This is a genomic window from Streptomyces sp. bgisy159, from assembly GCF_965341775.1.
Lineage (GTDB): Bacteria > Actinomycetota > Actinomycetes > Streptomycetales > Streptomycetaceae > Streptomyces.
The window spans coordinates 15810-39792 of sequence record NZ_CBDQZH010000047.1; the positions used below are offsets into that span (position 1 = coordinate 15810).

The 23983-nt window shown below is 72.7% G+C and carries 23 protein-coding genes; 13 read left to right on the top strand and 10 right to left on the bottom strand.

Annotated features, from left to right (window positions below):
- Positions 1 to 292: 292 nt before the first annotated feature.
- The 3 genes from ACSLTV_RS30840 to ACSLTV_RS30850 form a co-directional block, all read right to left on the bottom strand.
- The gene (locus ACSLTV_RS30840) at positions 293 to 1171 is read right to left on the bottom strand and encodes a universal stress protein (RefSeq protein WP_432157587.1); all 879 of its coding nucleotides are present in this window, start codon (positions 1169 to 1171) and stop codon (positions 293 to 295) included.
- Positions 1172 to 1292: 121 nt separating this feature from the next.
- Positions 1293 to 2738: a HAMP domain-containing sensor histidine kinase gene (locus ACSLTV_RS30845; protein WP_432134369.1), complete on the bottom strand. Its 1446-nt coding sequence runs from the start codon at positions 2736 to 2738 to the stop codon at positions 1293 to 1295.
- Positions 2739 to 3473: a response regulator transcription factor gene (locus ACSLTV_RS30850; RefSeq protein WP_432157588.1), complete on the bottom strand. Its 735-nt coding sequence runs from the start codon at positions 3471 to 3473 to the stop codon at positions 2739 to 2741.
- Between the two features lie 154 nt (positions 3474 to 3627).
- Between ACSLTV_RS30850 and ACSLTV_RS30855 the strand changes: the two genes are divergently transcribed.
- Positions 3628 to 4419, top strand: a complete 792-nt coding sequence (locus tag ACSLTV_RS30855; protein ID WP_432134371.1) for an AraC family transcriptional regulator — start codon at positions 3628 to 3630, stop codon at positions 4417 to 4419.
- Between the two features lie 353 nt (positions 4420 to 4772).
- Here the strand turns inward: ACSLTV_RS30855 and ACSLTV_RS30860 are convergent, their stop codons facing one another.
- Entirely contained in the window at positions 4773 to 5249 is a 477-nt protein-coding gene (locus ACSLTV_RS30860; protein ID WP_432157589.1) for a hypothetical protein, read from the bottom strand.
- 109 nt (positions 5250 to 5358) lie between these two features.
- Between ACSLTV_RS30860 and ACSLTV_RS30865 the strand changes: the two genes are divergently transcribed.
- The 4 genes from ACSLTV_RS30865 to ACSLTV_RS30880 all read left to right on the top strand — a co-directional run bounded on the left by ACSLTV_RS30865 (position 5359) and on the right by ACSLTV_RS30880 (position 8030).
- The gene (locus tag ACSLTV_RS30865) at positions 5359 to 5697 is read left to right on the top strand and encodes a YnfA family protein (RefSeq protein ID WP_432134418.1); all 339 of its coding nucleotides are present in this window, start codon (positions 5359 to 5361) and stop codon (positions 5695 to 5697) included.
- 94 nt (positions 5698 to 5791) lie between these two features.
- Positions 5792 to 6559 carry an SDR family NAD(P)-dependent oxidoreductase gene (locus tag ACSLTV_RS30870; protein ID WP_435613311.1) on the top strand — a complete coding sequence of 256 codons (768 nt, stop codon included), beginning with the start codon at positions 5792 to 5794 and terminating at the stop codon, positions 6557 to 6559.
- Complete coding sequence (locus tag ACSLTV_RS30875; RefSeq protein ID WP_432134420.1) at positions 6559 to 6744, top strand: hypothetical protein; 186 nt, start codon at positions 6559 to 6561, stop codon at positions 6742 to 6744. Before ACSLTV_RS30870 ends, ACSLTV_RS30875 begins: the two co-directional genes overlap by 1 nt.
- A gap of 23 nt (positions 6745 to 6767) precedes the next feature.
- Positions 6768 to 8030, top strand: a complete 1263-nt coding sequence (locus tag ACSLTV_RS30880; protein ID WP_432157590.1) for a GNAT family N-acetyltransferase — start codon at positions 6768 to 6770, stop codon at positions 8028 to 8030.
- Between the two features lie 13 nt (positions 8031 to 8043).
- Here the strand turns inward: ACSLTV_RS30880 and ACSLTV_RS30885 are convergent, their stop codons facing one another.
- Positions 8044 to 9237, bottom strand: coding sequence for an RtcB family protein (locus tag ACSLTV_RS30885; protein ID WP_432157591.1), 1194 nt, complete (start codon positions 9235 to 9237; stop codon positions 8044 to 8046).
- 219 nt (positions 9238 to 9456) lie between these two features.
- Here ACSLTV_RS30885 and ACSLTV_RS30890 point away from each other — a divergent pair, with 219 nt between their 5' ends.
- The 3 genes from ACSLTV_RS30890 (at position 9457) to ACSLTV_RS30900 (ending at position 12702) form a co-directional block, all read left to right on the top strand.
- Positions 9457 to 10320 carry a DUF3558 domain-containing protein gene (locus ACSLTV_RS30890; RefSeq protein WP_435613312.1) on the top strand — a complete coding sequence of 288 codons (864 nt, stop codon included), beginning with the start codon at positions 9457 to 9459 and terminating at the stop codon, positions 10318 to 10320.
- A gap of 107 nt (positions 10321 to 10427) precedes the next feature.
- Positions 10428 to 11351, top strand: a complete 924-nt coding sequence (locus ACSLTV_RS30895; protein WP_432134377.1) for a DUF3558 family protein — start codon at positions 10428 to 10430, stop codon at positions 11349 to 11351.
- Between the two features lie 103 nt (positions 11352 to 11454).
- Entirely contained in the window at positions 11455 to 12702 is a 1248-nt protein-coding gene (locus ACSLTV_RS30900; protein ID WP_432134419.1) for a DUF2637 domain-containing protein, read from the top strand.
- 65 nt (positions 12703 to 12767) lie between these two features.
- Here ACSLTV_RS30900 and lysS read toward each other — a convergent pair whose 3' ends face one another.
- Complete coding sequence (lysS, locus tag ACSLTV_RS30905; RefSeq protein WP_432134378.1) at positions 12768 to 14507, bottom strand: lysine--tRNA ligase; 1740 nt, start codon at positions 14505 to 14507, stop codon at positions 12768 to 12770.
- A gap of 138 nt (positions 14508 to 14645) precedes the next feature.
- Here lysS and argS point away from each other — a divergent pair, with 138 nt between their 5' ends.
- Positions 14646 to 16406, top strand: coding sequence for an arginine--tRNA ligase (gene argS / locus ACSLTV_RS30910; protein ID WP_435613313.1), 1761 nt, complete (start codon positions 14646 to 14648; stop codon positions 16404 to 16406).
- A gap of 68 nt (positions 16407 to 16474) precedes the next feature.
- On the opposite strand, the gene ACSLTV_RS30915 is transcribed toward argS, so the two are convergent.
- Both ACSLTV_RS30915 and ACSLTV_RS30920 read right to left on the bottom strand, forming a co-directional pair.
- On the bottom strand, positions 16475 to 17119 hold the full coding sequence (locus ACSLTV_RS30915; RefSeq protein ID WP_432134380.1) for a hypothetical protein: 645 nt from the start codon (positions 17117 to 17119) through the stop codon (positions 16475 to 16477).
- Between the two features lie 33 nt (positions 17120 to 17152).
- Positions 17153 to 17635: an ATP-binding protein gene (locus ACSLTV_RS30920; protein WP_432134381.1), complete on the bottom strand. Its 483-nt coding sequence runs from the start codon at positions 17633 to 17635 to the stop codon at positions 17153 to 17155.
- 114 nt (positions 17636 to 17749) lie between these two features.
- On the opposite strand from ACSLTV_RS30920, the gene ACSLTV_RS30925 reads away from it, so the two are divergent.
- From ACSLTV_RS30925 to ACSLTV_RS30940, 4 genes are read left to right on the top strand one after another with little or no spacing between them, the layout of a single operon-like run.
- Positions 17750 to 18577 carry a helix-turn-helix domain-containing protein gene (locus ACSLTV_RS30925; protein WP_432134382.1) on the top strand — a complete coding sequence of 276 codons (828 nt, stop codon included), beginning with the start codon at positions 17750 to 17752 and terminating at the stop codon, positions 18575 to 18577.
- Entirely contained in the window at positions 18574 to 18762 is a 189-nt protein-coding gene (locus tag ACSLTV_RS30930; protein ID WP_432134383.1) for a DUF397 domain-containing protein, read from the top strand. The genes ACSLTV_RS30925 and ACSLTV_RS30930 overlap by 4 nt, the downstream gene beginning before the upstream one ends.
- A 35-nt stretch (positions 18763 to 18797) precedes the next feature.
- Positions 18798 to 19616 (top strand): DUF4253 domain-containing protein, encoded by an 819-nt coding sequence (locus ACSLTV_RS30935; protein WP_435613314.1) that lies wholly within the window; start codon positions 18798 to 18800, stop codon positions 19614 to 19616.
- A 14-nt stretch (positions 19617 to 19630) separates the two neighbouring features.
- Positions 19631 to 21109 (top strand): immunity 49 family protein, encoded by a 1479-nt coding sequence (locus tag ACSLTV_RS30940; RefSeq protein WP_435613315.1) that lies wholly within the window; start codon positions 19631 to 19633, stop codon positions 21107 to 21109.
- Between the two features lie 7 nt (positions 21110 to 21116).
- Here the strand turns inward: ACSLTV_RS30940 and ACSLTV_RS30945 are convergent, their stop codons facing one another.
- The gene (locus ACSLTV_RS30945) at positions 21117 to 22415 is read right to left on the bottom strand and encodes a PLP-dependent aminotransferase family protein (protein WP_432134386.1); all 1299 of its coding nucleotides are present in this window, start codon (positions 22413 to 22415) and stop codon (positions 21117 to 21119) included.
- A 459-nt stretch (positions 22416 to 22874) separates the two neighbouring features.
- Positions 22875 to 23867, bottom strand: a complete 993-nt coding sequence (gene hemB / locus ACSLTV_RS30950; RefSeq protein ID WP_432134387.1) for a porphobilinogen synthase — start codon at positions 23865 to 23867, stop codon at positions 22875 to 22877.
- Positions 23868 to 23983 lie beyond the last annotated feature (116 nt).

Here is a 23983-nt window from a genome sequence, read left to right on the forward strand (position 1 = left end):
GCGCCGGGACGACGGCGCGACGGAAACGGCGGACGGAAACGGCGGCCCGGCGGCGGACTCGGCCAGTGCCACCCTCGCCCGGCGCCGGGCGGCGCACGAGCGGATGGGGGCCGTCCGGGGTACGCGGCCCGGAGCGGCGCTGCCGGGGCACGCCGGGACGGACAGCCCGGAACGGCGCTGCCGGGCACGCCGGGACGGACAGCCCGGAGGCACTACGTGCGGCGCGCTCCGGCGTACGCCGCCCCGGCCCGGCCGGCGTGGCAACGCCCCGCCGGGCTGCCGACGCCCCGGTTCAGCCCTCGCCGCGGACCACCGCGACCGGGCAGTCGGCGTGGTGGAGCAGGGCCTGGCTGACGGAGCCGAGCAGCAGGCCGGTGAAGCCGCCGTGGCCGCGGGCGCCGGTCACCAGCAGCTGGGCCTCGGCGCTGGCCTCGATCAGGGCGTGCCGAACCCGGGAGCGCACCAGTCGGCGTTCCACGCGCACCTCGGGCCGGCGGCTCTGCCACCGGGCGATCGTGTCGTCCAGCAGCCGCTGTTCCTCCTGCTGGAGGCGGTCGATGTCGACGACCACGTTCAGGGGGTCCCCGGGGCCCTCGTAGGCCCGTTCGGTCCGGGTGTTCCACACGTGCAGGGCGAGCAGGTCGACGCCGCGCATGGCCGCCTCGGCGAAGGCGAACCCGACCGCCGCCTCCCCCGCCGGCGAACCGTCGACCGCGAGCAGCACCGGGCCGGCCGGCTCGGGCCGGCCGCGTACCACGAGGACGGGGCTGTGGCCGTGGGCGGACAGGTGAACCGCGGTGGAGCCCAGCAGCAGGCTTCCGAAGGCGCCCCGGCCCCGGCTGCCGACCACGACCAGCGAGGCGGTGCGCGACTCCAGCTCCAGCACCATCACGGGTTCGCCGACGGTGACCTCGCGGTCGATCTCCAGCCGCGGCTCGGCCTCGCGGGCGCGCGATTCGGCCTCGGCGAGCGTGCCGTCCACCAGCTCGCGCACCCCGGCCGTGGTGGGGTTCCACGGCGCCGCGCGGGGCGGCACGTGCACCGACGGCCAGCCGAAGGCGTGCACCAGGCGCAGGCTCGTCCCGCGCAGCGCGGCCTCGTGCGCGGCGGTCTCGACGGCGGCCAGCGCGGCCGGCGACCCGTCCACTCCCACGACGACGGCTTGCACCATGTGGCTCCTCCTGAATCCCGGCCGGGTCCCTCCCGGGCCCCCTCCAGCCTGCGCCCGTCCGGCGCGCCGCGCATCGGGCCGGACGGCCCCGGCCCGTCCCCGGCAGGGCCCCGGACCCTCGTCACTCCTCCCCGTCACGCTCCCGCGGCCCCCCGCCGCCGACCGTGAACCCGATGACCGTGCCGCCCCCGTCGCGGCCGAAGGCGAACTGGGTGCCGCCATGGGCGAGGGCCACCTCGCGGACGATGGACAGGCCGAGACCCGACCCGGGCAGGGAACGGGCGTCGGCGGCGCGGTAGAAGCGGTCGAAGACCCGGGTCAGATCGGTGTCGGCGATACCGGGCCCGCGGTCCAGCACGGCGACCCGCACCGTCCCGCGCCGCGCCGGACCCGCGGGCACCGACGGCCCGCGGACGTCGATCTCGATCGGCGCGGTGCCGTCCCGGTCGAACTTGGCGGCGTTCTCCACCAGGTTGGACACGGCCCGGGTCAGCAGTCCCGGCCGCCCGTCGGTGGTGGTGTCCCCGCTCGCCCGCACCACGATCTCCCGCCCGGTACGGCGCCGGGCCACCGCCGCGACCTCGTCGGCGAGGTCGGCGAGGTCGAGCCGGCGCGCCGGCTCGGTGTCCGACTGCCCGGCGGCCAGCTCGACGAGTTCGTTGACCAGGTCGGTCAGTTCCCGGGCCTCCTCGGCGAGGTCGGCGACGAGTTCCTCGCGGCTGCCGGGCGGCAGTTCGTCGATGCGCCGCAGCAGCGAGATGTTGGTCCGCAGCGAGGTCAGCGGCGTCCGCAGCTCGTGCCCGGCGTTCTGCACCAGCCGACGCTGGTCCTCCTCCGACTGGGCGAGCCGGCCCAGCATGCGGTCGAAGGCGCGGCCGAGCCGGCCCACCTCGTCGGAGCCGGTGACCGGCACCGGCACACCGAGCCGCCGGGTGCGGGCGACGTCCTCGGCGGCGGTGGTGAGCACCACCAGCCGGCGGGTGATCCGGCGGGCCAGCCACCAGCCGAACAGCCCGGCGGCCGTGACGACCGCCGTCATCAGGACGAGCGTGCGCCGCTGGAGCGCCCGCAGCAGGTCCTCGGTGTCGCTGAACTGCTGCGCGACCTGCACCGCGCCCCGTCCACCGCCGAGGGAGACGGTGGCGACGCGGTACACGTCGCCGTCGACCCCGACGTCCTTGTGGACGGCCACGACGCCCGCGCCGCCCGCCCCCGCCGTGGCCCGGTCGGCCGCCGCGACCGGCAGGGCGGGGCTGCCGGGGTCGATCACGCTGCCGTCCGCGGCGAGGACCTGCACATCGGTGCGGGCCGGGCGGACCAGGTCGTGTCCGGGCGCGGAGGAGAAGTCCTCGGGGGTCATGGTGCGCCGCCGCACCTCGTAGCGGACGTCCTGCACCACCTCGTCGAACACCGTCTGCTGGTCGACGCGGACCAGCCGGGCGGCGGCGTTGTAGGAGAGGATCCCGACGAGCACGGTCACCGCGGCGGTGACGGACGCGAAGGAGACGGCGAAGGTCGTACCGAGCGACACCAGCCTGCGGCGCCGCCAGGGCGGCCGACCGCCCACTCAGGACTCCCGCAGCACGTAGCCCACGCCCCGCACGGTGTGGATCAGCTGGGGGGCGCCGGGCTCGTCGAGCTTGCGGCGCAGGTAGCCGACGTAGACGGCGAGGTTCTTCGAGCCGGGCCCGAAGTCGTACCCCCAGATCCGGTCGTAGATCGTGGAGTGGTCGAGCACGATGCCCGCGTTGCGCACGAGCAGTTCCAGCAGTTCGAACTCGGTGCGCGTCAGCTCCAGCTCGCGCCCGCCGCGCCACACCCGGCGCGCCTGCGGGTCCATCCGCAGCCCGGCGGCCTCGACGTACCGGGTGGGGGCGGCGGCGGGGGGCGTCTCGCCGGCCGGGGCGGCGGCGTCGGCGGCCGGGGCGGAGGCGGGGCCGGCCCGCCGCAGCAGGGCGCGCAGCCGGGCGAAGACCTCCTCGATGTCGAACGGCTTGACCACGTAGTCGTCGGCCCCGGCGTCCAGGCCGGCGATCCGGTCGGCGGTCTCCACCAGCGCGGTCAGCATGAGGATCGGCGTGCGGTCCCCCTCGGCCCGCAGCACCCGGGCAACCTGCAGCCCGTCGATGCCCGGCATCATCACGTCCAGGACGAGCACGTCGGGCGGGCTCTTGTGGGCGTGGGCCAGCGCCTCCACCCCGTCGGCGACCGCCGTGACCCGGTAGCCCTCCAGGGTGAGGGCACGTTCCAGGGCGTGCCGGATCGCCCGGTCGTCTTCAGCGAGGAGAACGTTCTGCGCCACGCTCCCAGTCTGCCAACGCCGTCGGCCGTTCAGCCTCCTCTTACCGGCCTCTCACCGTCACAACCGGGCTCCGCCGCAGCTCGGAGCGGTCGGCGGCCGGGCCCGGCCCGGTTGTCCCGGCATCGGTGTCAGTGCCCCGCCCTACGATCCCGTCATGGCCGCTCCCCGCCGCGACACCCGAGGCATCGTCGACGCCGCGCGACTGTTCGCCCGCGTGCGGTTCCGCCGCCGCGAGCCCGCCGCGCCCCTCGCTCCGTACCTGGAGCACTACTGGCTCATCGACTGGGACCTGTCCGAGCCGCACGTCTCGCGGGTCGTCCCGCACCCGTCGGTCAACATCGTCTTCCAGCGGTACGACCACCGGGCGCCCTTCGCCGAGGTGTCCGGCGTGGGTCTCGGCCTGTTCACGCAGCGGCTGGAGGGGCGCGGCCGGGTCTGCGGGGTCCAGTTCCGCCCGGGCGGCTTCCGCCCCTTCTCCCCCGGCCGGCCGGTCAGCCACTGGACGGGCCGGCGTCTGCGGCTGACCGGCACCGATCCCGCCCCGGTCCTGGACCCGCAGGACGACGACGCCCGGGTGGCCGCGCTGGACGCCCACCTGCTCTCCCTGGGCCCCCGGCCCGACCCCCGCGCCGAGCTGGCGACGGCTCTGGTCGACCGGGTCCGCACCGACCGGTCGATCCGCCGGGTCACCGACCTCGCCCGTGACGCCGGCCTCTCGGTCCGTCTTCTGCAGCGGCTGTTCGCCGAGTACGTGGGGGTGCCGCCGAAGTGGGTCGTCCTGCGCTACCGCATCCACGAGGCCCTGGAACGCGCCGAGACCGACCACGGCGTCGACTGGCCCACCCTCGCCGCCGACCTCGGCTACGCCGACCAGGCCCATCTGACCCGCGACTTCACAGCGACGGTGGGCATACCCCCGACCACGTACGCGGAGGCGACCCGCTGACCCCACCGGCCATGGACAGCCGGTCCGGCCGGCCCACCGACCGGGGGCACCGGGCCGCCGCGGGGCCGGCCGGACCGCAGGTCACCGGGCAATCCGGCGTCCGCAGGGCAACGGGCCCGCCCGCACGACCACCGGGCCTGCCGACCACCGGACCTCCCGCGCCGGGCCTCCCGACCACCGGCCCGGGCCCCGAGCCACCCGACCACCGAGCCCCACGGCCCCCGCCACCCAGCCACCCAGCCACCCGACCACCGAGCCCCACGGCCCGGCCCCCCGGCCACCCGGCCACCCGGCCACCCGGCCACCCGGCCACCCGGCCACCCGGCCAGCGAACCGTCCCCCCACGCCCCGCCTCAGAAGTGGTACCGATCCCCCGTGTCCAGCACCAGCACCCGCTGCCGGTCGTTGCCCCGGTTGACGTCCACGGACCCCCCGCTCCACACCGTGTCGATCTCCAGCAGCACCTCGGTCGGCCGCCCCCGCAGCCACACGCCGAACGCCATCCGCTCGCCCCACGCGTCGGCGTCCAGCTCACCCGTCCGGCACACCACGTCCCGGGCCGCCGTCCGCACGCACCCGTCGGGCAGCCGCTGTGTCCGCTTGGCGAGCGGCACCGACCAGCGCAGCCGTACGGTGGCGTCGGCGACCGGTGCGGGCCCGTGGTTCTGCGCGGTGAGGCGCATCTCCAGCCGCCCGCCGGCCAGCAGCGCGTACCCGTGGTAGGCGAGGTCCGCCTGCGGTGCCTCCTCCGCCCGCGCCGGGCCGGCCGCCAGTGCGCCCGCCGCCAGCGCCGTCGCCGCCGTCACGCCCAGCAGCCTCGTCCCGCGCATGCCATCCACTCCTCGTCAGCCGACACCCTCACCGGGTCGTACGCATGTATCCCCCGCGAGGCGAGAGGCAGGCGCCCTCCATCAGGTGACGTCTGGGAGTCTCGACACCATGCAGATCCTCCGCTCCGCCGCCCTCTTCGTCGTCGCCGCGCTGTTCGAGATCGGCGGGGCCTGGCTTGTGTGGCAGGGGCTGCGCGAGCACCGGGGCTGGCTGTGGATCAGCGGCGGCGTCCTCGCCCTCGGCGCCTACGGCTTCGTCGCCACCTTCCAGCCCGACGCCCACTTCGGCCGCGTGCTGGCCGCGTACGGCGGCGTCTTCGTCGCCGGCTCGCTGCTGTGGGGCGCCGTCGCGGACGGCTACCGCCCCGACCGCTGGGACGTGACGGGCGCCGTGATCTGCCTGACCGGCATGGCGGTGATCATGTGGGCCCCGAGAAGCGGCTCGTGACGCCACCGACCCCACGCGCTCGAACACCAGACCCACCCCCGTCGCCCGCCGCCTATCCTGGGCCGGGACCGCACACCCCGCCGAGGAGCAGCCCATGGCCCCCGCCACCCCGTCCCGCATCGCCGTAGTGACCGGCGCGAGCAGCGGCATCGGCGCCGCCACGGCCCGGCAGCTCGCCGCCGCCGGCTACCGCGTCGTGCTCACCGCCCGCCGCGAGGACCGCATCGAGGCGCTGGCCAAGGAGATCAACGAGGCCGGCGGTTCGGCGACCGCGTACCGGCTGGACGTCACGGACCGCGCGGCGGTGGACGAGTTCGCCACCGCGTTCAGGACGATCGGCGTCCTGGTCAACAACGCGGGCGGCGCGCTCGGGGCCGACCCGGTGGCCACCGGTGACCCGGACGAGTGGCGCACGATGTACGAGACCAACGTCCTCGGCACCCTCCATGTCACCCAGGCGCTGCTGCCCAAGCTGGAGGCGAGCGGCGACGGCACGGTGGTCGTGGTGTCGTCGACGGCCGGACACGGCACGTACGAGGGCGGCGCGGGCTACGTCGCCGCCAAGCACGGCGCGCACGTCCTCGCGGAGACGCTCCGCCTGGAGATCGTCGGCAAGCCGGTCCGCGTGATCGAGATCGCCCCCGGCATGGTGAAGACGGAGGAGTTCGCCCTCACCCGGTTCGGCGGCGACCGGGAGAAGGCGGACAAGGTCTACCAGGGCGTGGCCGACCCCCTCACCGCCGACGACGTGGCGGAGACCATCGCCTGGGCGGTCACCCGGCCCAGCCACGTCAACGTCGACCTGCTGGTCCTGCGCCCCCGCGCGCAGGCGTCGAACACCAAGGTCCACAGGGAGCTGTGATGGCGGAACCGAGCCCCGAGCCGATGCCGGCCTCGGACCCGTCGGCGCCGGCCTCGGCCGAGAAGCGGCGGCTGGCCCAGGAGACGAAGGACGAGCGCCAGGTCTGGTACTTCCTGGCGTACTTCCTCTTCGGCATCCACATTGTGGCGTTCGTCATGATCTACGCGGTACGGCACGGCCACTGACCGGCCCGGGGAACACTGGGGCGGTGGACAGACACCTCCCCTTCCGGACGCTGCACAACTTCCGCGACCTGGGCGGCTACCGCACCGCCGACGGCCGCCACCGGGTCCGCCCGGGCCGGCTGTACCGCTCGGACTCCCTGGGCAAGCTGCGGCAGGGCACGGCGGACTGGTCGGCGTTCCTGTCCCTGGGCGTCGGCACGGTGATCGACCTGCGGTACCCGTGGGAGATCGAGAGCCGGGGCCGGATCCCGGACCACCCGTCCTTCACGTACCGCAACCTGAGCATCGAGCACCGCCCCTACGACCAGGCGGCGCTGACGGCGGACGTCGACCCCGGCCCGTACCTCTCGGAACGGTTCATGGAGGTGGCGGAGGACGGCAAGAAGGAGATCCGGACCGCGCTGCGGCTCATCGCCGACGCGACCGCCCCGGTGGCCTTCCACTGCGCCTCCGGCAAGGACCGCACCGGCGAGCTGGCCGCCCTGGTGCTGACCCTTCTCGGTGTCGACGAGCCGACCGTGGTGGAGGACTTCACCCATACCGAGCCCGCCCGCCCGGCCCTGCTCGCCGAGTGGCGGGCGCGCAACGGCGGCCGCAGCCCCGGCTGGCCGGCCTTCGCGAGCGCGCCGGCCTCGGTGATGCGGCTCTTCCTGGCCGCGATGAGGTCCCGTCACGGCTCGGTCGACGGCTATGTGACCGGCACCCTGGGCCTGGACGCGGCCGAGCTGCGGGAGAGCCTGCGCGCCGCGTACCTGGAGCCGGTTCCCGTGTCCTGGCCCGAGCCGGCGTACCGTACGGCGACCCCCGCCGACGCGCCCGCGCTGGTCCGCCTGCGCGACTCGGCCGCGCTGTGGCAGCAGGCGCGCGGCATCGCCCAGTGGCGGCCGGGTGAGAAGGACGAGGCCCACTTCACCGCGCGGATGGCCGAGGGCGAGGTGTGGCTGGCGTACACGGCCGGTCATCTGGCCGCCGCCTGCGAGGTCTGGTGGGACGACCCGGCGGCCTGGGGCCCCCGGCCCTCCGACGCCGGCTATGTCCACCGGCTGATGACCGCCCCGCACACGGCCCCGCCCGGCGTAGGCCGCGCCCTGCTCGCCCACGCCGAGTCGCGCATCGCCGCGGCCGGCCGCCCGTACAGCCGTCTCGACTGTCTCTCGTCCAACCCGCGGCTGCGGGCGTACTACGAGGCGGCGGGCTACCGCGTCGTGGGCGAGCAGCCCGCCAAGACCGACGGCACGGGCAGCCCGTACGCGGTGACCCTCCTGGAGAAGTCGCTGCGCGACTGAACGCCGCGGGACCTCAGCCCTTGACGCACACCACCTGCTTCAGCTGCGCCACGACCTGGACGAGGTCCCGCTGCTGGTCGATGACCTGCTCGATCGGCTTGTAGGCGCCCGGGATCTCGTCCACCACGCCGGAGTCCTTGCGGCACTCCACGCCCCGGGTCTGCTCCTCCAGGTCCCGGGTCGAGAAACGCCGCTTGGCCGCGTTGCGGCTCATGCGCCGGCCGGCGCCGTGCGAGGCGGAGTTGAAGGACTTCTCGTTGCCGAGGCCCTTCACGATGTACGAACCGGTGCCCATGGAGCCGGGGATGATGCCGTAGTCGCCGGAGCCGGCCCGGATCGCGCCCTTGCGGGTCACCAGCAGGTCCATGCCGTCGTACCGCTCCTCCGCCACATAGTTGTGGTGGCAGGAGATCTCCGGCTCGAAAGTCGGCTTGGCCTTCTTGAACTCCTTGCGGACGACGTCCTTGAGCAGCGCCATCATGAGGGTGCGGTTGTACTTGGCGTACTCCTGCGCCCAGAACAGGTCGTTGCGGTACGCCGCCATCTGCGGGGTGTCCGCGACGAAGACGGCGAGGTCGCGGTCGACCAGGTCCTGGTTGTGCGGAAGCTTCTGCGCCACGCCGATGTGGTGCTCGGCGAGTTCCTTGCCGATGTTGCGGGACCCGGAGTGCAGCATGAGCCACACCGCCCCGTCGGCGTCGACGCAGACCTCCACGAAGTGGTTGCCCGAACCGAGCGTCCCCATCTGCTTGGTGGCGCGTTCCTGACGGAACCTGACCGCCTCCGCGACGCCGTCGAAACGCCCCCAGAAGTCGTCCCACCCGCCGGTGGACAGGCCGTGGAACCGGTCCGGGTCCACGGGGTCGTCGTGCATGCCCCGCCCGACCGGGATGGCCTGCTCGATCCTCGACCGCAGCCGCGACAGGTCCCCGGGCAGGTCGTTCGCCGTCAGCGACGTCCGCACCGCCGACATCCCGCAGCCGATGTCCACACCGACCGCCGCCGGACACACCGCCCCGCGCATCGCGATGACGGACCCGACGGTGGCGCCCTTGCCGTAGTGGACGTCGGGCATGACGGCCAGCCCCTTGATCCAGGGCAGCGTCGCCACGTTGCGCAGCTGCCGCAGCGCCACGTCCTCGACCGACGCCGGGTCGGTCCACATACGGATCGGCACCTTGGCGCCGGGCATCTCCACGTACGACATATCGCCTCGTTCCCCCGGGAATCACTGAAAAAGCCTCAATACGCAAAACCGGCGCCAAGGTCGACGAAAGGGACGGCAGACCGGCATCCACGGCGTTGCGTGCGATACACATTGTGGTCAGGGCCCGCCCCTGCCCAGCAAGCCATTTAGGGTCCTTCTCCCACGGAGACCCGTCAGAAGGACCCCAGCCCGTCAGCCCCCGTCGGAAGGAGCCGCACCGTGCAGCGGAAGGCCTACGGACCCGGCGTCGCCGCCCTGCTCGCGGCGGTCCTCGCCGGCTGCACGGGCAGCTCGGACACCGGGGGCGCGACCGACGACTCCAACCCCGGGCAACCCGGCACCGCCACCGCCGCGGCCGAGCCCGGCCGGTACGCCACCCTCCCCGAGCCGTGCCGCGCGGTCGGCCGGAGCGCCCTCGACGCCCTGCTGCCCGGCATCAAGCAGCTCACCGACGAGACCCGGCGCGAGGCCGCGTACACCGGCAGCCCGACCCTCACCTTCGACACCGACCGCAAGGTCGGCTGCCGTTGGAAGGTGGAGTCGCCCACCGCCACCGACCACCTCTCCGTCGACCTCGAACGCGTCGTGTCCTACGACACCTCCGTCAGCGACGACTCGCAGGCCGAACTGCTCTTCGCCGAGCAGCGGACCGCCGCCCGCCTCCCGGTGCCCGCCCCGACCGGCACGGGCACCGGCTCCCCCGTCCCCGGCGCCAGCGCGGCCGCCGCCGGCGCGAGCCCCGGCCCCACCCCGAGCGGTGGCGCCACCCCGAGCGGCAGCGCCGACGGGACACAGAGCGGCACACCGAGCGGCACGCCGAGCGGCAGCGCCACCCCCGCCGGTCTCCAGCCCCGCGTCCTCGACGACCTGGGGGACGAGGCCTTCCTCGACGACGCCCTGGGCAGCGGCGGTTCGACGGCCAAGCGACGCACGATCACTGTGGCGTTCCGCACGTCCAACGTCATCGTGACCATCCAGTACGAGGAGCAGCCGGCCACCGTCGGCACCGTGCCCGACAGCGAGGAAATGCAGGACAAGGCCCGGAAACTCGCCTCCCAGCTGGCCGAGTCGCTCGCCGGTTAACCCGGACGATCACCCTGCGGCCAACCCCGGCAACCGCCGCCACGCGGTCGGCTCACCGCGTACCGTGACCCCTCGGACCCGATCCGACCGCAGGATCCACGAGCGTCATGAGTGAAGGAACCATGCAGCGACGAGCCCAGCGAGACGACCAGAGCCACCGGCGAGCCGAGCGCACCGCCGACATGCCCCGGCCGGACGGCACCCGCCCCGTACGCCGCGCGCCGCGCGCCCTCGCCGTCGCGGCCGCCCTCCCGGTGCTCCTGCTCGCCTCCGCCTGCTCCTCCGGCTCCGGCGGCGACTCCGGTTCCGGTTCCGCTTCGGGGTCGTCCGCCGAGCGGGACGCCGGCGCCTCGGCCTCCGCGACCGCGAGCCCGTCCCCGACCGTGCCGGCCGCCACGTACGCCTCGCTGCCCAAGGCGTGTGCGACGCTGCCGAAGAAGACGCTCGGCGAGCTGGTCCCCGAGGCGGAGCCGGCCGGCAAGCCGGGCTCCACCGACGAGCCGGGCACGCGCGCCAGTTGCTCCTGGAGCAGCCTCGACAACAACGGCGTCAAGGGCTCCCAGTTCCGCTGGCTGAACGTCTCCCTGGTGCGCTTCGAGTCCGACGTGACCCGCGGCTCCGGCGACGACCTCGCCAAGGACCACTACACCCGCCAGGTCGAGGACCTCCGGACGGTGCCGGACGCCAAGAACACCAAGTCGGCCGCGCTCGCCGGCGCCGGCGACCAGGCGACGTCCGTGCGCTACGACCTGAAGAAGAAGGAGGGCGCCTTCAAGCAGCAGACGGTCGTCGTCCGGGCGGGCAACGTCGTCGTCACGGTCGACTACAACGGCGCCGGCCTGGCCGGTGACAAGACGCCGGACGCCGACGGCCTGGCCAAGCTCGCGGAGAAGGCCGCCAAGGAAGCCGTCGCGTCCGTCCGCGCGGCCAACGAGCCGAAGGCCTCGGGCACCCCCGCCCCGGCCGCCTCGAAGCCCGCCTCCTCCGCCCCCTCGGCCTCCGCTTCGGCCTCCGCTTCCCAGAAGAGCTGACGGTCCGGCGACACGTTCGCCGTACATGTGTGCCACTCTGTTGCGCGCAAGAACACGCAATGGGAGGGGAGTACGGGTGGCCGCGCCACTGCAGCTGACTCGGATGCACCGCGTTCTCATCGGCGTGGTCGTGGCCGGTGCCGTGATCATCGCCGGCATCGGCTTCGCCGGTTCGTACGCGGCCGTCCGTGAGCTGGCCATCAAGAAGGGCTTCGGGAACTTCTCGTACGTCTTCCCGATCGGCATCGACGCGGGGATCTGCGTCCTGCTGGCCCTCGACCTGCTGCTGACCTGGATCCGCATCCCGTTCCCCCTCCTGCGCCAGACGGCCTGGCTGCTGACGGCGGCGACGATCGCGTTCAACGGCGCCGCCGCCTGGCCGGACCCGCTGGGTGTGGGCATGCACGCGGTGATCCCGGTGCTGTTCGTCGTCGCGGTCGAGGCCGCCCGCCACGCCATCGGGCGCATCGCGGACATCACGGCGGACAAGCACATGGAGGGCGTCCGCCTCACCCGCTGGCTGCTCTCCCCGGTGCCGACCTTCCTGCTCTGGCGCCGCATGAAGCTCTGGGAGCTGCGCTCCTACGAACAGGTCATCAAGCTGGAGCAGGAACGTCTCGTCTACCAGGCGAGGCTCCGCTCCCGCTTCGGCCGCGCCTGGCGCCGCAAGGCCCCCGTGGAATCCCTGATGCCGCTGCGCCTGGCCCGCTACGGCGTCCCCCTGGCCGAGACGGCCCCGGCGGGCCTGGCGGCGGCGGGCATCGAGCCGGCGCTGCTCCCGCCGGTCAAGCCCGCGGTCACGGACGCCCGGGCCGCCGAGCCGGCGCCCGCGCCGCAGCAGGCGGCACCCCCCGCCGAACAGCACCCCTCGCTCCCCCACCAGCGCACCGGGCGCCCCGAGGAGGCCACCGGCCCGGAGGGAAGCCCCTGGCTGCACGCCCGCCACCCCCAGCAGATCGAGTACCACGGCGGCTACGACCCGACGTACGACCCGATGATGCAGGAGCCCCAGTACGCCCCCGAGGAGCAGTACGGGGACTGGTACGAGGAGCAGCAGCCGGAGGACTTCCAGCAGCCCTCCCCCGACGAGACCGGCAGCTTCCCGATCCCTGTCGGCCCCAACCGCAGCCGTGAGCTCGGCGAGGGCGGCGGCTCCCCGGAACCGGGCGAGGAGGAGTACTACCAGGTCTTCAAGCAGTCGATCAACGGCAGCTACCCGACGCCCCGCGAGTTCGGCGAGAACGTCGAGGCGGAGTTCAGCATCACCCTCCCGCCGGAGGACGCCAAGCGCATGGTCAACCGCTTCACGAACCGCTACAACGCGGAGCTCGAAGAGGACCACATCGCGTAGGAGCCAGGACAGGAAGAAGGGGCCCTCGTGCGAGGGCCCCTTCTTCCTGTCCTGGCTCGTGCCGCCTACTCCCCGAGCAGCGCCCGCACCCGCTCCTGACCCACCGCCAGCAGCAGCGTGGGCAGCCGCGGTCCGGTGTCCCGCCCGACGAGCAGGTGGTACAGCAGCGCGAAGAACGCGCGCTGGGCCGTCTTGATCTCGGCCGGCAGCTCCTTCGGCGTCGCGTCGGCGGAGAACCCGGCCTGCACCTTGGGCACGCCGTACACGAGGTGGGTCAGCCCGTCCAGCGACCAGTGCTCGGCGAGCCCGTCCAGCAGCAGCCGCAGCGACTGCCGGGACGCGTCGTCGAGGGACTTCAGCAGCTCCGCGTCGGGCTCCTCGCGCACGATGGTCCGCTGGTCGGCGGGCACCTGCGTGTTGATCCACGCCTCGGCCTTGTCGTACCGCGGCCGCGCCTCGTCCAGCGAGCCCAGCGGGTTCTCCGGGTCCAGTTCGGAGAGGATGCGCAGCGCCTGGTCCTGGTGGCCGGCGGTGATGTCGGCGACGGACGCCAGCGTGCGGTACGGCAGCGGCCGCGCCGTGCCCGGCAGGTCACCGGCGGCGGTCCGCACGGCGCGGGAGTGCGCGGCGACGTCGGCCGGCAGCGCGGACCCGTCGGCCACCTTGGCGTCGAGCTTGTCCCACTCGTCGTAGAGCCGCTGGATCTCCTGGTCGAAGGCGATCTTGAAGGACTGGTTGGGCTTGCGCCGGGCGTACAGCCAGCGCAGCAACTGCGGCTCCATGATCTTCAGCGCGTCGGCCGGGGTGGGCACGCCGCCCCGCGAGGACGACATCTTCGCCATGCCGGAGATGCCGACGAAGGCGTACATCGGGCCGATGGGCTGCTCGCCGCCGAAGATACCGACGATCTGCCCGCCGACCTGGAAGGAGGACCCCGGCGACGAGTGGTCGACACCGCTCGGCTCGAAGATCACGCCCTCGTACGCCCACCGCATCGGCCAGTCGACCTTCCAGACCAGCTTGCCGCGGTTGAACTCGTTCAGCCGGACCGTCTCGGAGAAGCCGCACACCGTGCAGGAGTACGTCATCTCCGTGGTGTCGTCGTCGTAGGACGTGACGGTGGTGAAGTCCTTCTGGCAGTTGCCGCAGTACGGCTTGTAGGGGAAGTACCCGGCGGACCCGGCGGAGCCGTCGTCCTCGGCGGCCGCGCCGGAGCCCTCCGCGGCCTCCAGTTCGGCCTCGTCGACCGGCTTCTGCGACTTCTTCGCCGGGGCCTTCTTGGTCCGGTACTGGGCGAGCACGGCGTCGATGTCACCGCGGTGCCTCATGGCGTGCAGGATCTGCTCCCGGTACACGCCCGAGGTGTACTGCGCGGTCTGGCTGATCCCGTCGAACTCCACGCCCAGCTCGGCCAGCGCCTCGGTCATCGCGGCCTTGAAGTGCTCGGCCCAGTTCGGGTACGACGACCCGGCGGGCGCGGGTACGGAGGTGAGCGGCTTGCCGATGTGCTCGGCCCAGGAGTCGTCGACACCCGCGATCCCGGCCGGGACCTTGCGGTAACGGTCGTAGTCGTCCCAGGAGATCAGGTGGCGCACCTGGTGGCCGCGACGCCGGATCTCGTCGGCGACGAGGTGCGGGGTCATGACCTCGCGGAGGTTGCCCAGGTGGATGGGCCCGGAGGGGGAGAGACCCGACGCGACGACGACCGGTTTGCCGGGGGCCCGACGCTCCGACGCCTCGATGACCTCGTCCGCGAAACGGGAGACCCAGTCGGTGGTCTCGGTGCTCTGCCCCACGATCGGCACGTCCTCTTGATCTGAGCTGGAATGGTCGATTGACCACCCCATACTCCCAGACGCCCCGGCGACCGGAAAAACGGCTTTACCCCCATGGGATACTGGCCGGGTATATCCATCCCCACGAGGAGAACGGCACCCATTCCTATGGCCTCGGTCACGTCCCTCAGCGACTCCGTCCGGCAGCACCTCGCGTCCGCCCTCTCCGCCGGCCTCCCGGAGGCCGCCGGCGCGGACCCGCTGCTGCGACGAAGCGACCGGGCCGACTACCAGGCCAACGGCATCCTGGCGCTGGCGAAGAAGGCCAAGGCGAACCCGCGCGAGCTGGCCACGCAGGTGGTGTCCGGGGTCGTCACCGGTGACGTGATCAAGGACATCGAGGTCTCCGGGCCCGGCTTCCTCAACATCACCCTCACCGACCGGTCGATCACCGAGAACCTGGCCGCGCGGTACGCGGACGACACCGGCCGCCTGGGCGTGCCCCTCGCCGAGCACCCCGGCACCACGGTCATCGACTACGCCCAGCCGAACGTGGCGAAGGAGATGCACGTCGGCCACCTGCGCTCGGCGGTGATCGGCGACGCCCTGCGCGGCATGCTCGACTTCACCGGCGAGAAGACGATCGGCCGCCACCACATCGGCGACTGGGGCACCCAGTTCGGCATGCTGATCCAGTACCTGCTGGAGCACCCGGGCGAGCTGGCCCCGGCCTCCGAGGTCGACGGCGAGCAGGCCATGTCGAACCTGAACCGGGTCTACAAGGCGTCCCGCGCGGTCTTCGACTCCGACGAGGAGTTCAAGGAGCGGGCGCGCAAGCGGGTCGTCGCGCTCCAGTCCGGCGACAAGGAGACGCTCGACCTCTGGCAGCAGTTCGTGGACGAGTCGAAGGTCTACTTCTACTCGGTCTTCGAGAAGCTGGACATGGAGATCCGGGACGAGGAGATCGTCGGCGAGTCCGCGTACAACGAGGGCATGCCGGAGACCGCCCGCCTCCTGGAGGAGATGGGCGTCGCGGTCCGCTCCGAGGGCGCGCTCGTCGTCTTCTTCGACGACATCCGCGGCAAGGACGACCAGCCGGTCCCGCTGATCGTGCAGAAGGCCGACGGCGGCTTCGGCTACGCGGCCTCCGACCTGACGGCGATCCGCAACCGCGTCTTCGACCTGCACGCGACGACCCTGCTGTACGTCGTGGACGTCCGCCAGTCGCTGCACTTCCGGATGGTCTTCGAGACGGCCCGCCGCGCCGGCTGGCTGAACGGCGACGTCACCGCGCACAACATGGGCTACGGCACGGTGCTGGGCAAGCACGGCAAGCCGTTCAAGACGCGTGAGGGCGAGACCGTACGGCTTGAGGACCTGCTGGACGAGGCCGTGCAGCGGGCCGCCGAGGTGGTCCGGGACAAGGCGCGCGACCTCACCGAGGACGAGATCCAGGAGCGGGCCGCACAGGTCGGCATCGGCGCCGTGAAGTACGCGGACCTGTCGACGTCGCCGAGCCGGGACTACAAGTTCGACCTCGACCAGATGGTCTCCCTGAACGGCGAGACGTCGGTCTACGTCCAGTACGCGTACGCCCGTATCCAGTCCATCCTCCGCAAGGCGGGCGACGTACGCCCGTCCGCGCACCCGGAGCTGGAACTCCACCCGGCGGAACGGGCCCTGGGCCTCCACCTGGACGCGTTCGGCGACACGGTCTTCGAGGCGGCGGCGGAGTACGCGCCGCACAAGCTGGCCGCGTACTTGTACCAACTGGCGACCCTCTACACGTCGTTCTACGACAAGTGCCCGGTCCTCAAGGCCGACACCCCCGCCCAGGTCGAGAACCGCCTCTTCCTGTGCGACATGACGGCCCGCACCCTGACCAAGGGCATGGGCCTGCTGGGCATCCGAACGCCCGAGAAGCTCTGACCGTCCACCCGACCAGCGAGCAGCCCCGCCGGACACTACGTCCGACGGGGCTGTCGGCTGTCAGAGGCTCAGGTGAAAGCGATGGCTGCCCCGGTCGCGATCGAGAGTTTCGCAGCCTGGAGAAGTTGCAGGCAGACATACGATTCGACGCCGTAACGCTGCCATCCCTTACTGGTTGCCTCTTCGGCGTCGGCGGCCTCGAAGACCTCCTCGGAGTGCGGATCGAGGTCTTCGGGAAGACCAAGGGCTTCAGCGAGTCGACGGGCTTCCACCAGCAGCCGCGCCGAAGAACCGAGGTAGCCGCCCGGAGCCCTTTTATCAACGATGACGTGGGGGAAGTCGACGGGGACGTAGTACCCCTCGCAGTCCGAATGATGGATCAGGTGGTCGAACGGTCCCGGAGGATTTCCCGGAAGAGTCTCGTAAGCTTTGCTCAACAGCGGGTCGTCAGTCGCACGCTGGGCCTCATGCAACGGCTCGGGCAGGCGCCCACCCGCCGCGAGGTGGACGGCAAGACGACGAACGGCATGCAAGCCCGAGTAGCCCCACATCTCGAACTCCGCGCCCTCCGCCCCGACCGGATCGGGCTCGGCCCACTGCCGCACTCCCGCCCGCTCCAGCAGCTCACCGATCCCGACGAAGTCAGCGCGAACCATCTCGGTGTAGTCATCCTCGGCATCGCTGAGCACACCAACGACCATGTTCAAACCCATGACCCGATCTTGTCAGCACCCACCTGCCCGCGTTCAGTTGTCGCACAGGTCGTCCAGGCCGTCACCGATGCGTGCGCTGTCCTCCGCGTACGGAATCATCGCTTCGCGCAGCAACTGGTCACAGCCGAACGCGCACCACACGACCTTCCCGAGCTCCCGTTCCCGCACCCCCCAGTCGTCGCTGAGCGCGGCGACCAGCAGCAGCCCGTGTCCGCCCTCGCCGCGCCGCTCGGCGACGCGCGGGTGGCCGGGGCCGCTGTCGTGGACCTCGACGTGCAGGACGCGGCCGTTGCAGCGGAGGAACAGCAGGAACTGGCGGCCGGGCGGTACGCCGTGCAGCAGGGCGTTGGTCGCCAGTTCGCTCACGCAGAGCAGCACGTCACCGGCCCGCTCCCACTCCGCGAGCTCCCACCACCGCAACGTCTCGGCCGCGAACTGCCGGGCGGCGGGCACCGACCTGCGGTCCCGCCGGAAGAACTTCTGCCGTAGTGGCTGGAGTTGGATCGTTTCGTTCACGGGTCGAGAGTTGCGCAGAGTTACTACCGTAGTGCACTCAGTGAACCCGTACGAAAGATTTGTACGGGCTGCAACGGGTTCGCGTACGGGCGTGTCTGGGGGATCTCGACAAGCATGAGCGCCAGGAAGCTTCCGCAGAAGAAGAACCACTCGTCGATGAAGATGCTGGGCCGCCAGCTCGGGACGGCCCGCCGGGCGGCCGGACACACCCAGGCGGCGCTCGCGCAGCGGGCCAACGTCGACGAGGAGACCATCGCGTCGATCGAACAGGGGAGGCGGTTCCTGAAGGCCGACCTGGCAGAGCTGTTGGACGAAATCCTGGGGACAAAAGGTGTGTTGGCGACTGGGGTGGCCAACCTGCCGGAGGTGGACCAGTTTCCTTTGTGGGCGGAGGAGTACATGGAGCAGGAGCGGGTGGCGATCACCTTGTCGTGGTACGACAACGCGGTGATCCCGGGCCTGCTCCAGAGCGAGCCGTACGCGCGGGCCGTGCTGCGCAATCGGGTTCCGGCCTATGAGGTGGAGGAGCTTGAGAAGACGCTGCGCCTACGCCTCGACCGCCAGGAAATCCTGCACCGCAAGAGTCCGCCGACCATGAGTTTCGTGGTGTGGGAACCGACGCTGTATATGCAGATCGGCGACGCGGAGACACGCAGGGAGCAGTTCTGCTTCCTGCGCGAGGCTGCCGACCTGCCCAACCTGTCCCTCCAGTTCCTTCCTCTCAGCAGCCCGTTCCACGCGGGACTCAACGGCCCCTTCACGCTCCTCGAAACCCCCGATCACCAGCACCTCGCCTACACGGAATCGCAACGCGGCAGCCAGTGGGTTTCTGACCCGGATGAGGTGTCCAGGCTGGCGCGCAAATATGCGATGCTGCGGACACAGGCCCTGACCACTCAGGACTCCACGAGCCTGCTCGACCGCCTGCTAGGAGAGCAATGAGCACGGAAGCGCTTCGGTGGTACAAGTCGACGTACAGCGGCGACGAGGGCGGCCAGTGCCTCGAAGTCGCCCTCTCCCCCCGGACCGTCCACATCCGCGACTCCAAGAACCCCTCTGAGAACGGCCCGGCCCTCCGCGTCGCCCCCTCCGCCTGGTCCGCCTTCCTCGGCTTCGCCGCGCGCTGAGTCCGTTGTCAGTGGCTGCACTTACAGTCACTGGCATGGCGACTCTTCCCAACCCGCTGCCCAGACTGGCGACCGACCCGAGCGGCCGTTCCCTCGGGCTTCAGCTCCCGCCCGGGAGACTCATTCAGGAGACGGACGACGGCCCGTGGCACGAGCCGCTGCTGTGGCACGCCGAGAAGGCGGCCGCCTCCGGTGTGTGGAAGGCGCTGGGCGTCCCGGCCGCGCGGGCGGGCCTGCTGCCGGTGCTCGTGGACGTGAGCGCGCAGGGCGGGCCGACGGGCTGGGAGTTGATGCCGGGGGACGTGTCGTACCCCGGTGACCACGACGCCGAGGAAGTCCTCGCGGAGTACTGGGGCGACCAGAACGATGGCGATGACGGGAACGGGAACGGGAACGGGAACGGGGAGACGGTCGAGGGCACGCCGTGGCCCGGTCTCGCGCCCGCCGGGGTCCTGACCGCCGACCCGGACGTCCGGGCGGCCGGCGTCGCGGACGCGCTCGCGGAGAACGGCCCGGGCTGGTTCAAGGACCCGAGTCTGGCGCTCGTGCCCGCTCGCCGGTCGGCCGACGTACCGGCCGCCATCGGCTGGTCGGGCCCGCTGAACCACGAAAACGACGTGGCGCGCCTGTGCGCCGTACTGAGGTCCTGGGAGGACCGCTTCGGCATACGCGTGGTCGCCCTCGGCTTCGACGTCCTGGTCGTCTCGGTGGCCGCCCCGCCGACCGACCGCGCGACCGCCGAGGCGCTGGCCGTGGAGCACTCCGCCTTCTGCCCGGACAACATCACCACCACGCTCGCCGCCTACGCCGAGGAACTGGTCGGCGCGGACTCGTGGACCTTCTGGTGGGACTGAGGATCACCGACACGATGGACGACGAAGAACTGCTGAGCGGCGTCCACGCCCGCCTGCTCCCCGCCGGCTCGATCACCCCGGAGATCGTCGGCGCCCTGACCTACGCCCGCCGGATCAGCGACGACCTGGTGTTCGCCTACGCCCTCGACCGCCCGGCCGACGTCCGCGTACTCACCGACCCGGACGTGGCGCACGTGGACCGGGAGGAGCTGGGGCGGGCGGCGTACGAGAACCTGATGCGGGTGCCGGTGACGCACGAGGAGATCCCCCACGAGGGGACGGTCCTGCACTCCCTCCACGGCGACTCGCACTTCGTCGCGAGCAAGGCGCTGTACCTGGCCGCCGCCGTCCACCGGGCGACCGGCGCGTCCCTGCCGCACGAGGGCGCCCTCGTGGTCATGCCCAGCCGCCACAACCTCGTGTACCACCCGATCGCCGACGGCACGGTGGTCGACGCGGTCAACGCCCTCGCCTCGTACGGACTCGGCGCCTACGAGGACAGCCACGGCCGGGGCGCGCTGTCCCCGCGCCTGTACTGGTGGCACCGGGGCGGTCTGACGTCCCTCACCGTCATCGACGAGGAGGCCCGCCGCTTCTCCGTCCAGCCGCCGCCGGAGCTGCTGGCCCTGATGAAGGGTCTGGTCGGCCTGGACCGGGCCGGCCGTATACCCGGCCGGGCGACGGCCGGGACACCGGACCCGGCCGGACTGACCGCCCGCGCCGCCGAGTCGATGACGGCCCTCAGCCCGAGCCCGGCCCCCGCCGCTCTGGAGGCCGCCTTCTCGACGGTCGTCCAGCTCGCCCACGCCCGCTGTGCCGCCGATCCCAGGGCGAGTTCGGGGTTCACCTGGGCCGCCTGGGCCACCGCCGTACAGCTCGGCACCGCCCTGTTCACCGGCACGGACCAGGCGCTGGACTGCCACCTGGACGAGGACCTGGTACGCCCGCTCCCGGCCGGTCCCGCCGCGCCGCCCGCCGACGCGCGGGCCTGGCTCGACGCCCTCTACCTGGCGGTCCTCTGCCGGCAGCGGGACCGCGTCCGCCGGCTGTGCGCGGTGCCTATGGAGCGGCTGCGCGAGGACGACTCGGTCGACCCGTACGTCCTGCACTGGGCCGACACCCTGCGCACCTACTTCTCCGACGACGGCTCCATGGACGACGTCGTGGCGAAACTGGGCGCCACGATCGAGGCGTCCGGGCCCGGGGTCACGCATGCGCCGAGGACGTTCGTGGACGCGATCGACTACCAGCCGGTGGCCCTCTTCCACCGCCTCATCACACGTGACCACGACACCTTCGCCAAGACGCTCACCGAGGCCCTGGCCGAGCACCGGTCGTACTGGGGAGGGTCGGCTGCGCCGCGCGCCCGGGTCGCCCTGGGCCCGCTGGCGCTGGCGAGCCTCGCCCACGACTGGGGTTTCCCCCTCCCCGAGGACCTGCCGTTCCTGCCGGTCCACCTCCTCGACGGACAGCGCATCGAGCACATCCCCTGACGGCCGCTCAGCCGACGGCCACGGCCCCGGACCCGGACCCAGTCCCGGCCAGCCCCTCGCCCAGCCGGCGCAGCCCCTCCCCGATCTCCTCCGGCGTCTGCGTCACGAAGCAGAGCCGGAGGGTCGCGGGGTCGGGCTCACCGGCGTAGAAAGGCGCTCCGGGGACGTACGCCACGTCGTGCGCGACGACCCGCGGCAGCAGGGCGGTGGTGTCGTGGCCGTCGGGCAGCCGCACCCACAGGAACATGCCGCCGTCGGGCCGGTTCCAGGTCGAGCCCTCGGGGAGCGCGCCCGGCAGCCCGGCGAGCATCGCGTCACGCCGCTCGCGGTAGACCCCGGCGACCCGGGCCACATGGGCGTCCAGGTCGCGGTCGGCGAGATAGCGGGCTGCGGCGAGCTGGTTGACGGTCGGGGTGTGCAGGTCGGCGGCCTGCTTGGCGACGGCACAGGCGCGGAGCAGTCCGGCGGGGGCACGCAGCCAGCCCAGCCGCAGCCCGGGCGCCATCACCTTGGAGAAGGAGCCGAGCAGCACCGTACGGTCCCCGGCGCCGTCGCAGGAGGCGATCCAGGGGACGCGCTCGCCGTCGTAGCGGAGTTCGCCGTAGGGGTCGTCCTCGACGATCCACAGGCCGTGGCGGGCGGCGACGGCGGCGATCGCGGCGCGCCGCTCGGCGGGCAGGGTGCGGCCGGTGGGGTTCTGGAAGGTGGGGACGGTGTAGAGCAGCTTGGGCCGCTCGCGGGCGACGAGTTCGGCGAGCGCGTCGGGGTCGGGACCGGCGTCGTCCCCGGGGACGGCGACGACGCGGGCGCCGGCCAGTCCGAAGACCTGGAGGGCTGCGAGGTAGCAGGGGCTCTCGACGAGGACGGTGTCGCCGGGGTCGAGCAGCGCGGCGGCGAGCAGGGAGAGGGCCTGCTGGGAGCCGGTGGTGACGAGCAGGTCGTCGGCGTCGGTGGCCAGCCCGCGCACGGTGTGCCGTTCGGCGAGCAGCGCGCGCAGGGCTGGTTCGCCCTCGGTGGTGGCGTACTGGAGTGCCTGGGCGGGGAGTTCGTCGAGGACGTGGCGGAAGGCGGCGGCGACGCCCTCGCGGTCGAAGACGTCGGGCGCGGGCAGGCCGCCCGCGAAGTTGATGACCTCGGGGCGCGCGGTGACGGCGAGGATGTCCCGCACGGGTGACCCTCCGACGGAGCGCGCCCGTGCGGCGAGCGGCGGCGGCACGGCGGGAGCGGCTGTGGCAGGGACGGCGGGAGCGCCTGCGGCAGAGGCTCCAGGGGCGGGGGCGAGGGCAGGGACGGCGGGGGCGGTCATTCACGGCTCCTTCGGCTGAGGGGCGGTACCTCGCGTTGCCCGCAGCCTAAGGAGATCAGTGCCGTGTACAAGGTTCTTTTCGCGATCCGGACACCGCCTCGCCCGGGCGTCCCACGGACCGTCCCGGATGACCGCCGTCGCAGCAGGTCAGAGCGGTGGACGGGCAGCGGCCGTCCCGGATCGCCCGGCGGCCCTGGCCATCGGTGCCGGGGCGCAGCAGGCTGAGGCCGTCCCCGGTCCGCCGCCCTGCACCCCCACGAGAGGCCGCCATGCCCCCGCGCCGCCGCCCCACGATCCGCCTGTTGCTGCTCGCCGCGCTGACGGTCACGGCCGCGCTCTCGCTGACGGCCTGCGACGACGGGGAGGGCCTGCGGGACGAGGGCCCGTCGGCCCTCACCCGCGGCCTCGGCCCGGCCCCGGACTTCAGCCCAGCCCCGGACGTCGGCCCGGCCCCGGACGTCAGCGGAGCTTCTGCGCGGCCTCCGTCGCCCAGTAGGTGAGGATGTTGCGCGCCCCGGCTCGCTTGATACCGGTCAGCGTCTCCAGGATGGCCCGGTCCCGGTCCACCCAGCCCTTCTCGGCGGCGGCCTCGACCATCGAGTACTCGCCGGAGATCTGGTAGGCGGCCACGGGCACGTCCACGGCGTCGGCGACCCGCGCCAGGATGTCGAGGTAGGGGCCGGCCGGCTTCACCATCACCATGTCCGCGCCCTCCTCCAGGTCGAGGGAGAGCTCCCGCAGGGACTCGCGCCAGTTCGCGGGGTCCTGCTGGTAGGTCTTGCGGTCCCCGCGCAGCGAGGAGCCGACTGCCTCCCGGAACGGGCCGTAGAAGGCGGAGGAGTACTTGGCGGTGTAGGCGAGGATCGCGACGTCCTCCCGCCCGATCTGGTCGAGGGCGTCCCGGACGACCCCGATCTGCCCGTCCATCATCCCGCTCGGGCCGACCACGTGGGCCCCGGCGTCGGCCTGGACCTGGGCCATCTCGGCGTACCGCTCCAGGGTGGCGTCGTTGTCGACCCGGCCCTGCGCGTCGAGCACCCCGCAGTGCCCGTGGTCGGTGGTCTCGTCGAGGCACAGGTCGGACATGACGAGCAGGTCGTCGCCCACCTCCGCCCGCACGTCGCGGATGGCGACCTGGAGGATCCCCTCGGGGTCGGTGCCGCAGGTGCCCACGGCGTCCTTCTTGCTCTCCTCCGGCACGCCGAACAGCATGATCCCGGAGACCCCGGCCTCGACCGCCTCGGCGGCCGCCTTCTTCAGGCTGTCCCGGGTGTGCTGCACGACCCCCGGCATCGCCGCGATCGGCACCGGCTCGCTCACCCCCTCCCGCACGAAGGCGGGAAGGATCAGATCGGCCGGGTGCAGCCGGGTCTCGGCGACCATGCGCCGCATGACGGGAGTGGTACGCAGCCGCCGCGGGCGCGCCCCGGGAAAGGAACCGTACTTCGCCATACTCCCCAAGCTACGCCCGCCGGCGCCGCCCTCTTGCCGACGCGGCGTCGGCCGCCCTGGTCCCGCCCTCGGTGCCCGAGCCTCAGAACCACCCCCGCTCGCGGGCGAGCAGCGCC

Coding starts and splice junctions, on each gene's coding strand:
- ACSLTV_RS30840 (WP_432157587.1), bottom strand. CDS start 1,171: ATGGTGCAAGCCGTCGTCGTGGGAGTGGACGGGTCGCCGGCCGCGCTG.
- ACSLTV_RS30855 (WP_432134371.1), top strand. CDS start 3,628: ATGGCCGCTCCCCGCCGCGACACCCGAGGCATCGTCGACGCCGCGCGA.
- ACSLTV_RS30860 (WP_432157589.1), bottom strand. CDS start 5,249: ATGCGCGGGACGAGGCTGCTGGGCGTGACGGCGGCGACGGCGCTGGCG.
- ACSLTV_RS30865 (WP_432134418.1), top strand. CDS start 5,359: ATGCAGATCCTCCGCTCCGCCGCCCTCTTCGTCGTCGCCGCGCTGTTC.
- ACSLTV_RS30870 (WP_435613311.1), top strand. CDS start 5,792: ATGGCCCCCGCCACCCCGTCCCGCATCGCCGTAGTGACCGGCGCGAGC.
- ACSLTV_RS30875 (WP_432134420.1), top strand. CDS start 6,559: ATGGCGGAACCGAGCCCCGAGCCGATGCCGGCCTCGGACCCGTCGGCG.
- ACSLTV_RS30885 (WP_432157591.1), bottom strand. CDS start 9,237: ATGTCGTACGTGGAGATGCCCGGCGCCAAGGTGCCGATCCGTATGTGG.
- ACSLTV_RS30895 (WP_432134377.1), top strand. CDS start 10,428: ATGAGTGAAGGAACCATGCAGCGACGAGCCCAGCGAGACGACCAGAGC.
- ACSLTV_RS30900 (WP_432134419.1), top strand. CDS start 11,455: ATGCACCGCGTTCTCATCGGCGTGGTCGTGGCCGGTGCCGTGATCATC.
- argS (WP_435613313.1), top strand. CDS start 14,646: ATGGCCTCGGTCACGTCCCTCAGCGACTCCGTCCGGCAGCACCTCGCG.
- ACSLTV_RS30915 (WP_432134380.1), bottom strand. CDS start 17,119: ATGGGTTTGAACATGGTCGTTGGTGTGCTCAGCGATGCCGAGGATGAC.
- ACSLTV_RS30925 (WP_432134382.1), top strand. CDS start 17,750: ATGAGCGCCAGGAAGCTTCCGCAGAAGAAGAACCACTCGTCGATGAAG.
- ACSLTV_RS30930 (WP_432134383.1), top strand. CDS start 18,574: ATGAGCACGGAAGCGCTTCGGTGGTACAAGTCGACGTACAGCGGCGAC.
- ACSLTV_RS30935 (WP_435613314.1), top strand. CDS start 18,798: ATGGCGACTCTTCCCAACCCGCTGCCCAGACTGGCGACCGACCCGAGC.
- ACSLTV_RS30940 (WP_435613315.1), top strand. CDS start 19,631: ATGGACGACGAAGAACTGCTGAGCGGCGTCCACGCCCGCCTGCTCCCC.
- ACSLTV_RS30945 (WP_432134386.1), bottom strand. CDS start 22,415: ATGACCGCCCCCGCCGTCCCTGCCCTCGCCCCCGCCCCTGGAGCCTCT.
- hemB (WP_432134387.1), bottom strand. CDS start 23,867: ATGGCGAAGTACGGTTCCTTTCCCGGGGCGCGCCCGCGGCGGCTGCGT.